General features: G+C 71.4%; 9 protein-coding genes and 1 tRNA gene. 6 read left to right on the top strand and 4 right to left on the bottom strand.

What is annotated here, in order from left to right; genetic code table 11:
- Positions 1-112: 112 nt before the first annotated feature.
- From ACFV0G_RS30160 to ACFV0G_RS30170, 3 genes are all read right to left on the bottom strand, one after another.
- A complete protein-coding gene (locus tag ACFV0G_RS30160) occupies positions 113-337 on the bottom strand; it encodes a zinc ribbon domain-containing protein (protein ID WP_380554908.1) in 225 nt (74 codons plus the stop codon).
- Between the two features lie 25 nt (positions 338-362).
- Positions 363-851, bottom strand: a complete 489-nt coding sequence (locus tag ACFV0G_RS30165) for a DUF4442 domain-containing protein (protein WP_380554910.1) — start codon at positions 849-851, stop codon at positions 363-365.
- A 65-nt stretch (positions 852-916) separates the two neighbouring features.
- Entirely contained in the window at positions 917-2,212 is a 1,296-nt protein-coding gene (locus ACFV0G_RS30170) for a hypothetical protein (protein WP_380554912.1), read from the bottom strand.
- 127 nt (positions 2,213-2,339) lie between these two features.
- Here ACFV0G_RS30170 and ACFV0G_RS30175 point away from each other — a divergent pair.
- The 3 genes from ACFV0G_RS30175 to ACFV0G_RS30185 all read left to right on the top strand — a co-directional run bounded on the left by ACFV0G_RS30175 (position 2,340) and on the right by ACFV0G_RS30185 (position 3,454).
- A tRNA-Val gene (locus ACFV0G_RS30175) sits at positions 2,340-2,411 on the top strand.
- Positions 2,412-2,726: 315 nt separating this feature from the next.
- On the top strand, positions 2,727-2,936 hold the full coding sequence (locus tag ACFV0G_RS30180; protein ID WP_380554913.1) for a hypothetical protein: 210 nt from the start codon (positions 2,727-2,729) through the stop codon (positions 2,934-2,936).
- Positions 2,937-3,151: 215 nt separating this feature from the next.
- Positions 3,152-3,454, top strand: a complete 303-nt coding sequence (locus ACFV0G_RS30185; protein WP_380554915.1) for a hypothetical protein — start codon at positions 3,152-3,154, stop codon at positions 3,452-3,454.
- Between the two features lie 250 nt (positions 3,455-3,704).
- Here the strand turns inward: ACFV0G_RS30185 and ACFV0G_RS30190 are convergent, their stop codons facing one another.
- Positions 3,705-4,004, bottom strand: a complete 300-nt coding sequence (locus tag ACFV0G_RS30190; RefSeq protein ID WP_380554917.1) for a barstar family protein — start codon at positions 4,002-4,004, stop codon at positions 3,705-3,707.
- Positions 4,005-4,748: 744 nt separating this feature from the next.
- Between ACFV0G_RS30190 and ACFV0G_RS30195 the strand changes: the two genes are divergently transcribed.
- The 3 genes from ACFV0G_RS30195 (at position 4,749) to ACFV0G_RS30205 (ending at position 7,743) form a co-directional block, all read left to right on the top strand.
- On the top strand, positions 4,749-5,255 hold the full coding sequence (locus tag ACFV0G_RS30195) for a hypothetical protein (RefSeq protein WP_380554919.1): 507 nt from the start codon (positions 4,749-4,751) through the stop codon (positions 5,253-5,255).
- Positions 5,256-5,643: 388 nt separating this feature from the next.
- Positions 5,644-7,065, top strand: a complete 1,422-nt coding sequence (locus ACFV0G_RS30200; protein WP_380554921.1) for a lamin tail domain-containing protein — start codon at positions 5,644-5,646, stop codon at positions 7,063-7,065.
- A 162-nt stretch (positions 7,066-7,227) separates the two neighbouring features.
- A complete protein-coding gene (locus ACFV0G_RS30205) occupies positions 7,228-7,743 on the top strand; it encodes a hypothetical protein (RefSeq protein ID WP_380554922.1) in 516 nt (171 codons plus the stop codon).
- Positions 7,744-7,745: the final 2 nt, after the last annotated feature.

The raw sequence follows: 7,745 nt of genomic DNA on the forward strand, positions 1-7,745 counted from the left end.
CGCTGACGGGCGGTTTTTGGGCCGGCCGTTACCCCGGTGGGGTCGCTCGTGGGCCGGGCGGTTCCCGGTTGGGGTCGATCGTCGGGCCGTGGCCCCGGCCGCTCGTCCGGGGTCAGCCGCAGCAGCCGCCGCCGCAGCACCCACCGCCACCGCCACCGCCGCCGCTCGGCGCGGGGGCCGCAGCGGCCGAGCCGCCGGTCACGGCGACGGTGGAGAGCAGCTTCACCGTGTCGCCGTGCCCCTCGGGGCAGACGGCCGGGTCGTTGGCCTGCGCCATGGTGCGGCGAAGTTCGAAGGTGGCTCCGCAGGAGCGGCAGCGGAAGTCGTAGCGTGGCATACCGGCAGGGTACCGACGGGCGGCCTCAGGCGGCAGCACCCACCGGCACGCGCTGCGGCTTCGGCCGGACGTACACCTGCTTGCGGACCCGGGCCACCACCGTGCCGTCCGCGGCCAGGACCTCGGTGTCGAACCAGACCAGGGCCTTCTCGCCGTCCGCGGTCAGTGCGCGGATCTCGGCCAGCCGGTCGTCGGTGAGCACGAACTCGGCGAACACGTCGCCGCGCCCGGGGGAGACGAACTCGATCTCCGCGGCGCGGTCCCAGACGTAGAACTCCGGGCCGAGGTTCTGCATCACCAGCAGCATCCAGAACGGGTCGGTCATCGCGAAGATCGATCCGCCGAAGTGCGTGCCGACCCAGTTGCGGTTGAGCCGGCCGAGCCGCAGGCGGACCTTGGCCGAGCGGTAGTCGGCGCCGACCGACAGCACCCGGATCCCGGCGAAGAGGAACGGCGGCCAGAGGTTGATGCCGCGGCGGAAGGCGGCGGCGGAGAGAGCGCGCTTGCGTGCCATGGCGGCGACTCTAGCACCAAGTTACCCGCGAGTAATGTGACCGGGGCCACCCTCCGGTCGGACCGTCAGTGCGTCCCCCGGATCATCGCGACCACCTGCGCGGCGGACTCCCGCACCGCCGCCAGCTCGGTCAGGAACCGCCAGTAGTCCGGATGCCGGCCGGCCGCCTCCAGCTCCGCCACCGCCCGGTCCAGCCGGCCGACGGCCGCGTCCAGCGGTGCGGCGTGCCGGGGGTCGGGCGTCTGCCGGCCCGACATCGCCAGCCGCTGGGCGTCCCGGAGCGCGAACCTCGTCCGCTCGATCTCCTTGTGCGGGTCGTGCGACACCTCGTTCAGCTGCCGCAGCCGGTCGTTGACCGCGGCGACCGAACCCTCCGCGGTCTCCAGCAGGGCGCGCACCGTACCGATCGCGCCGGTCGCGTCCGCCCAGCGCTGCTCGTCGCGCGCCCGCGCCGCATCCGCCAGCTTCGCCCCGGCGGTCGCCACCGCCTCCGCGGTCTGCGCGGGCACCCGCTGCAGGTCCTGCCAGCACGCCGTCGAGAACCGCCGCCGCAGCTCGCTCAGCGCGGGCTCCACCGTGCCGGCCCGGGTCTCCAGGGCCTGGATCCGGGTCCGCAGGCTCGCCACCCGGCGGTCGATCTCCTTGGCCCGCTCCGGCAGTTGCTCCGCCTGCTCGCGGATCGCCTCGGCCCGCCGCTGCACGTCCTCCGCCCGGTGCAGGGTCGCCGGCACACCATGCCGGGCCACCCCCTGGTTCAACCGGGACAGCTCCGGCGCCAGCTCGGCCAGCCGCGCCGCCAGGTCGTCCGCCCGCAGTCCCGCCGCCCGGACGGCCTCCAGCGCCGTCGTCGCCCCCAGCAGCGCCTGCTTCGCCTTCTCCACGGCCGGCGCCACCCGGATCAGCTGCGACTCGGCGTGCTCCACCAGCGGCTGCACCCGCCGGGCGAAGGCGTCCAGCTCCGTCCGCTTGGCCTCCAGCTCGTGCTTCGCCTGCTCCAGCTGCCGCCGGGCCCGGCCGGCGGCGCCGGGCTCCAGCTCGGGCGCCTCCAGGTCCTCCGCGTCCAGCGCCGTCAGGTAGGCCACCGTGACCTGGTCGATCCGCGCGGACAGCTCGCGGAAGTCCTCCTGCGCCCGGGCCGCGGCGGCCGTGTCCTCGGCCGAGCGGATGGTCTCCAGCGCGAGCCGGGCGTCCCGCTGCGCCGAGTCCAGCTCGTAGAACGCCTGCTGGGCCGCGTCCCGGGCCGCCGTCGCCTCCGCCCGCGCCCCGTCGCTCCGACGCCACCAGCCGCCCCGCCCGCCGCCACCGCCGGCCACCCTCACCACGCGCTCCCTGCTCAGCTCGTCCGCCTGCTCCAGGCCCATTGTTCCCGATCACCCCACCGGCCCGGCACCCCCGTACCGCCCCGGCCGTCCCGATGGCGACGGACGACCGCCGGGACCGGGTACGCTAGGCCTTCGTCGTCCACCCTGACCGGGTGCGCAGCGACAGGGGCGCATAGCTCAGCGGTAGAGCGCCGCCCTTACAAGGCGGATGTCGGCGGTTCGAAACCGTCTGCGCCCACAGAGCGTGACCAGCACGAAGGCCCCGGACGGGAACGATCGCGTTCCCCGCCCGGGGCTTTTGACATCCACATCTGACATCAACGGCGCTGACGCAGCAGCCTGTCCATGCTCGCCAGGGCGTCCCGCTGGGAGTCCTGGGTGACGTGGGTGCAGACGTTCATCGGAAGACGTAGTCACTCTCCTGCCACTCGGCGCCGGCCATCCGCCGGAGGTCGGCGGTGGCGGCAAGCGGCCGGATGACGGGAGCTGGCATGGGTGGTCCCTCCAAAGGGGTGCTGCCAGCGGCTGGGCGGCGGGTGGCCAGGGTGCGCGCATGAAGCTGAGGCTGGGGGGCTGTCTGATCGCCGGGTGCACGGCGCTGGCGCTGGTGGAAGCCGGGCTGGCTCTGCTGGGCATGCCGCACTGGCAGCGCGCCTTCGTGCCGCGGCTGCTCTTCGTCGGGTTTCTGGCGGGCCTGTGGGTCCGGGCAGCCCGCCGACGGGCGGTTGCGAAGCGCGACGACAGTGGGGTGGATGCCGGGTAGTGGGCACTGGGGAATCCCTCAGCGCAGAACCCGTTGGTCGGGTCGCGGGCGGCCCCCTCCTGGAACGGGCACCCAGGGGCGAACCCGGAACTCCAGGGGCCGGGTGCGGCGGAGCTGCCCGATCGAGGAGGGAACCACGCGCTCAGCCCGAGCCATGGCCGCATGCTGGCCAGAACCGCCCTGCCGCCCGCGCGTATCATCTGGCTGTCCAGGGGGTGGCGACCATGACCGCATGTGGAAGCGGCGAGGTACTGCGTGACGGCGAGTGTGTCCTTGCCGGAGGGACCGCGATCGTCTCGTATCTCATGCTGTTGCTGATTGGGCTTGGTGCGATCGCGGTTGGGGTCTACCTGTGGCGGCAGCGGAAGTCGGCTGCACCGGTTGTGGCCGGTGGCGGGCCGGATAAGCATGGCCGCCAAGCAGCCGAAAAGATCATTCATAAGGTCGCCCCGTACTTCCTGATGTTCTGGGGATGCGGCGCGGTGGTCGGGTTCATGGCCCTGATGGCGAAGCGATGAGGCCCCAAGTGGGGCCGATTGTTGCCGGGGTGATTACAGGAGAGGGGTGCCACCTTCGAGGGCGCCGACGTGCAAGTGATAGCCCGAACGCGTCCCACAGCCAGGTCTTGGGCTGCACCAGATGAGCACCAGATCCGGCGGTCAGCCACGGTGAGTGGCGGGGAGGAACGGCCGCGCGAAGGGGACGCGCAGCTGACATCCCCCCAGTTCAGGCATCAGATGGTCGCCGGGAGATCGCTGATTCCCAAGCTCAGGTTTCGAAGCTGGCCGGCCCGTCGAACTCGACTTTCAGGTCGGGCCGGTACTCGCGGCGGTACTCGTCGAGTTGGGAGGCAAGCATGGCGGCTCCGCGTGGCACGCTCTCCGAGAGGTGCACCCAGCCGACGAACCGAAGGTGGCCGGGAATCTCGACCAAGCCCGTCACCGTGTCCCAGAACGCATCCCAGTTGCGGCCGTAGAACGACGGGAAGTCCAATTCACGTGCCAGCAAATCGTGCAGTTGGTATTCGTCTTCCGCCGAGCTGACGTCAATCGTGATCAGGTCCGACATGCTCCCAGACCGTACAGCCTCCGGCCCGCTCCTGGGCCGCGTGAGGTGAACCAGCATCACACAGCAACGTCAAAGAAGCGGTTCGTCACTACCAGGGCCACTCGACGCGCTCAACTCGGCTGCTGCGCTGCGTACACATTGATTGCGGCGACCAGAAGGATCCACATGACCGAGGTTGCGAGAGCGCTGTACTTCACAATGCGCGACCGGCGGCGCGCCAACCGGGCGACTTCCTCGCTTCCTCGGGACTCCGACGGCTTCGGATCACGCCACCACGCCGTGGCTATCCACACTCCTGCCAGAGCGAGGGCCAGGTACGCCGTGTAGCTACCCTCACGCTGACCGAGCTGATAAGCCGATGTGTGCCAGCTCCCAATCGCGATCACTGGCGCATCCTACGATGCCGCTGCAACACAGTGGCAGCGGTTGAGCCTCTGACCTCGCTACAACGGGCGGATAGCCACAGACGTCCGGCAACCGTGTGCGCGGGTCAGTGGATCTCTGGCCGCAGGTAAATGGTCGCCGACGCTTGGCCCCCCTGGCTCGGCTCGAACGGGCTGGTCCCCTCCACAACGGGTTGTAGCCGTGGGGCGCAGCCGCCGGTTGACGCAAGGCGTAGGGCAGAGTGCATCGGGGGCGCCGTGCCACACCCGTGCCGTGAGCCTGCTCGCTGAGCGCCCGGCGGCACGGTCCGCTCCACCGCCCGCGCGGTACGGTCTGCGGAGACGACGGCAGGGGGCATAGATGGATGATCACTTCGAGTTCGCCTGGAAGCTCAGCGGCAGTGGATGGGCAACCTGCCAAATCGCCGACAGCTCGGCTGCGGCCAGGTACATCGTCAGCTACTGCACCGATGCCCTGGCCGACCTTCTCCGGGGGGTCGGCGGCCTCTACGGGACAGAGCCGGTCGGCCGCTTCTCCTTCGACCTTGAGCCCGCCGAAGTGAGGTGGGTGCTCCGGGGTGCGGACGCGCGCGTTGCGGTCTCGATCTACCGGTTCCCCGACATGTCCACGAGCTTCGATGCACCTGACGCGGACGGCACTCTCACATGGAGTTCCACCCTGCCGCGCAGCACCCTCACGCACGCCGTCGCAGAGGCTGCGACGGCCGTGCTGCGAGAGCATGGTGAGGACGGCTACAAAGCCAAGTGGGGCCGCCACCCGTTCCCCATCGCCGAACTCCAAGACCTTCGGCAACTGCACCTGCGCGACGCCGAGTGTGGCCTGCCCCACGATCCGTCGGTGCCGTAGAAGACAGATCCCGAGCGCCCTGGATGTCTTGGGGCCGTGTACGACGGAGCCCTGAGCGTCGCGTCCTGACATCAGTAGCTGCCATCAACGGTGGCGCACCATGGCGGTTGACCCTGGCAGTGTGAAGACTGGTGGACGGCCTTTGATCAGGTAAGACGCTGCTCGTCCTACTGCCCGGTCGAAACTGCAAGGCGGATGTCGGCGGTTCGAATCCGTCTGCGTCCACAGAGCGTGACCAGAACGAAGGCCCCGGACGGGAGCGCCCGCGGGCCCGGCGGGGCGGGTTCGTTCAGCGTTCACAGGGCACTCATCCGCCGGAGGGCGGGTGTTCGGTACGGGCCGGGAACCTCGTGGCGCCCTGTCAGAACGCCCCCCCAGGACGGACATCGTGACCGAAGCACGCGCACCCCGTTGGCGCCGTGGCCTCGCTCTGCTCCTCGCCGCAGTCGCCGGCCCCACCCTGGCCGCCGGCCTGCTCACCGCACCCCCCGCGTACGCGGCCCCGGCCGACGACATCCGGATCAACGAGGTGGTGACCACCGGGTCCGTCAACGACTCGATCGAGCTGTACAACAAGGGCACCGGCACGGTCGACGTCTCGGGCTGGATCCTGAAGGACGACAACGACGGCTCGAAGTACAAGATCGCCTCCGGTACGACGCTCGCCGGCGGTGCGTTCCGTGCCTTCGACGTCCACTCCTCCTTCGGGCTCGGCTCCAGCGACAAGGCCCGGCTCTACCTCGCGGACGGCACCACCCTGGTCGACAGCTTCACCTGGACCGGCCACTCCGCGCCGTCCTGGTCGCGCTGCCCCGACGGCACGGGCGCCTTCGGCCAGGCCGCCACGCTGACCCTCGGTGCCGCGAACGACTGCGGTGGCGGGAGCACCACGCCGGTCGCGTGGCCGGGCAGCGGCACCGTCACGACCGCCGACGCCTCGAACGTCTTCGGCACCGACCTCAGCGGCCTCTACCAGGAGGGCGGTGTGATGTGGGGCGCCCAGAACAGCGGCAAGCTCTGGCGCCTCGTCCCGAACGGCTTCGGCGGCTGGCAGCCCGACACCGCCAACGGCTGGGCCTCCGGCAAGACGGTCCGCTTCCCGGGCGGCTCCGGCACCCCTGACGACGAGGGCGTCACCCTCACCGGCGCCGGCTCCGCGGGCGGCGTGTACGTCTCCAGCGAGCGCAACGGCGACGCGTCCGGCACCAGCAGGCTCTCGGTCCTGCGGTACGACGTCAGCGGGACGGGCACCTCGCTGACCGCCACCAACGAGTGGAACCTGACCGCCGACCTCCCGGCGGTGGGCTCCAACCTCGGCCTGGAGGGCATCACCTGGGTCCCCGACGGGTCGCTGACCGCTGCCGGGTTCAAGGACGCGTCGACCGGTGCGGCCTACAACCCGGGCCTGTACGGCGCGCACACCGGCGGCGTCTTCTTCGTCGGCGTCGAGGGCACCGGCATGGTCTACGGCTACGTCCTCCAGGACAGCGGCGCCTTCACCCGCGTCGCCTCGGTCGCCAGCGGCATGGCCGGTGTCATGGAGCTCCAGTGGGAGCCGCAGGCCTCGCGCCTGTGGGTCGTCTGCGACGACACCTGCAGCGGCCAGCACCGGACCATGCAGGTCAACGCGGCCGGCGCGTTCGCCGTCACCGCGGTCTACAACCGCCCGAGCGGGATGTCCGACATCAACAACGAGGGCTTCTCGGTGGCCGGCGCCGACGAGTGCGTCGGCGGCGCCAAGCCCGTCTACTGGGCCGACGACAGCAACGACAGCGGCCACGCGCTGCGCAGGGGCTCCATCACCTGCTGACCGGCACGGTGAGGGCGGGCCCCGGCCGGGACACGGCCGGGACACGGCCGGGGCCCGCGGTCCGTGGTGCGGCCTCAGGGCCGGCGCCAACTAGCGCTTTCCGGCCAGCGGTTGACGGAATATCGGTCGTCTGCGATCGAGCCCGGTTGGTACGTTCGGAGTATGGGACCACTGACACCGAACACTGCAGAACTCGTCCTCGGCCTGATCCTCTTCTTCGCAGTCTTCGGCCTCCTCGGCGCCGTGGTGCTGCCGAGGATCGAGCGCACCCTCGCCGAGCGGCACGACGCCACCGAGGGCCGCCTGGAACGTGCGGAGGATGCGCGGTCCGAGGCGCTGCGGATCTACCACGAGTACCAGGCGGAGCTGGCCGGCGCCCGGCACGAGGCCGCGCGGATCCGCCAGCGGGCCGCCGAGGAGGGTGCCGCGCTGGTGGCGGCCGTCCGCGCCGAGGGCCAGCGGCAGCGCGAGGAGCTGGTGGCGGCCGCCGCGGTGCAGCTGGCCGCGGACCGGGTGGTCGCCGAGGCGGCGCTGCGCGAGGACGTCGTCGCGCTGGCGACCGAGCTGGCCGGCCGGGTGGTCGGCGAGCCGCTGGCCGCGCAGCCGCGGACCCGGGCCGCCGTCGACGCCTTCTTCGCCGAGCTCGCGGTCCGCGAGGCGGGCGCCCCGAACGCCTGACC

Origin of the sequence: Kitasatospora sp. NPDC059571 (genome assembly GCF_042735675.1) — a bacterium.
Taxonomy (GTDB): domain Bacteria; phylum Actinomycetota; class Actinomycetes; order Streptomycetales; family Streptomycetaceae; genus Kitasatospora.

Bases quoted from the DNA above. Each gene is read 5' to 3' on its own strand.
- ACFV0G_RS30160 (WP_380554908.1), bottom strand. From the start codon at position 337: ATGCCACGCTACGACTTCCGCTGCCGCTCCTGCGGAGCCACCTTCGAA.
- ACFV0G_RS30165 (WP_380554910.1), bottom strand. From the start codon at position 851: ATGGCACGCAAGCGCGCTCTCTCCGCCGCCGCCTTCCGCCGCGGCATC.
- ACFV0G_RS30170 (WP_380554912.1), bottom strand. From the start codon at position 2,212: ATGGGCCTGGAGCAGGCGGACGAGCTGAGCAGGGAGCGCGTGGTGAGG.
- ACFV0G_RS30180 (WP_380554913.1), top strand. From the start codon at position 2,727: ATGAAGCTGAGGCTGGGGGGCTGTCTGATCGCCGGGTGCACGGCGCTG.
- ACFV0G_RS30190 (WP_380554917.1), bottom strand. From the start codon at position 4,004: ATGTCGGACCTGATCACGATTGACGTCAGCTCGGCGGAAGACGAATAC.
- ACFV0G_RS30195 (WP_380554919.1), top strand. From the start codon at position 4,749: ATGGATGATCACTTCGAGTTCGCCTGGAAGCTCAGCGGCAGTGGATGG.
- ACFV0G_RS30205 (WP_380554922.1), top strand. From the start codon at position 7,228: ATGGGACCACTGACACCGAACACTGCAGAACTCGTCCTCGGCCTGATC.